Origin of the sequence: Escherichia sp. 93.1518, from assembly GCF_013368915.2 — a bacterium.
Lineage (GTDB): Bacteria > Pseudomonadota > Gammaproteobacteria > Enterobacterales > Enterobacteriaceae > Escherichia > Escherichia ruysiae.
Genome location: NZ_JABWMT020000088.1, coordinates 1 through 1,331 on the forward strand (window position 1 = coordinate 1; position 1,331 = coordinate 1,331).

The 1,331-nt window shown below is 53.4% G+C and carries 1 protein-coding gene; it reads right to left on the reverse strand.

The genetic code is table 11. The features are described from left to right. Positions 1-11: 11 nt before the first annotated feature. Positions 12-1,240 (reverse strand): IS3 family transposase gene (locus HEN21_RS22485; RefSeq protein ID WP_170317955.1). Its coding sequence is split into 2 segments (ribosomal slippage): positions 12-925 and positions 925-1,240, totalling 1,230 coding nucleotides; the frame shifts between segments, so codons are not numbered across the junction. Positions 1,241-1,331 lie beyond the last annotated feature (91 nt).

Consider the following 1,331-nt stretch of genomic DNA (forward strand, 5'->3'; position numbering starts at 1 on the left):
TGGATTTGCCCCTATATTTCCAGACACCTGTTATCACTTAACCCATTACTGGTCCGCTGTCGCAGATATTCCCGTGGCGAGCGGTAACCCAGCGCACTATGCGGATGCCATTCGTTATAATGCTCGAACGCCTCTGCAAGGTTCTTTGCTGCCGTTAACCCGTCTGGTTTGGGCATGATACTTATGTAGTCACGCTTTATCGTTTTCACGAAGCTCTCTGCTATTCCGTTACTCTCCGGACTCCGCACTGCCGTGTTCTTCGGTTCAAGTCCCAACATCCTGGCGAACTGACGTGTTTCATTCGCCCGGTAGCATGAACCATTATCCGTCAGCCACTCCACTGGAGACGCCGGAAGCTCGCTGCCGAAGCGGCGTTCCACTGCTCCCAGCATGACGTCCTGTACTGTTTCACTGTCGAAGCCGCCTGTAGTGACCGCCCAGTGCAGTGCCTCACGGTCACAGCAGTCCAGCGCGAACGTGACACGCAGTTTCTCTCCGTTATCACAGCGGAACTCGAACCCGTCAGAGCACCATCGCTGATTGCTTTCTTTCACAGCCACTCTGCCGGTATGTGCCCGTTTCGATGGCGGTATTGTGGGTTTACGCTCAAGCAACAGCGCATTCTGGCGCATGATCCGGTAAACACGTTTGGCGTTGATCGCAGGCATACCATCACATTCTGCCTGTCTGCGAAGCAGCGCCCATACCCGACGATAACCATACGTGGGCAGCTCTCCGATAACATGGTGTATACGGAGAAGCACATCCGTATCATCAGTGTGACGGTTGCAGCGGCCGTCCTTCCAGTCATCGGTTCGTCTGAGAATGACGTGCAACTGCGCACGCGACACCCGGAGACAACGGCTGACGAAGCTTATTCCCCATCCCCGGGCAATAAGGGCGCGTGCGCTATCCACTTTTTTGCACGCCCATATTCAACGGCTTCTTTAAGGAGTTCATTTTCCATCGTTTTCTTGCCGAGCAGGCGCTGGAGCTCTTTAATCTGCTTCATGGCGGCAGCAAGCTCAGAGGCCGGAACCACCTGTTCTCCGGCAGCCACAGCAGTGAGACTTCCTTCCTGGTATTGCTTACGCCAGAGAAATAACTGGCTGGCCGCCACACCATGTTGCCGGGCAACGAGGGAGACCGTCATTCCCGGTTCAAAGCTCTGCTGAACAATAGCGATCTTTTCCTGTGTGGTACGCCGTCTGCGTTTCTCCGGCCCTAAAACATCAATCATCTGTTCTCCAATGACTAGTCTAAAAACTAGTATTAAGACTATCACTTAAATAAGTGATATTGGTTGTCTGGAGATTCAGGGGGCCAGTCTA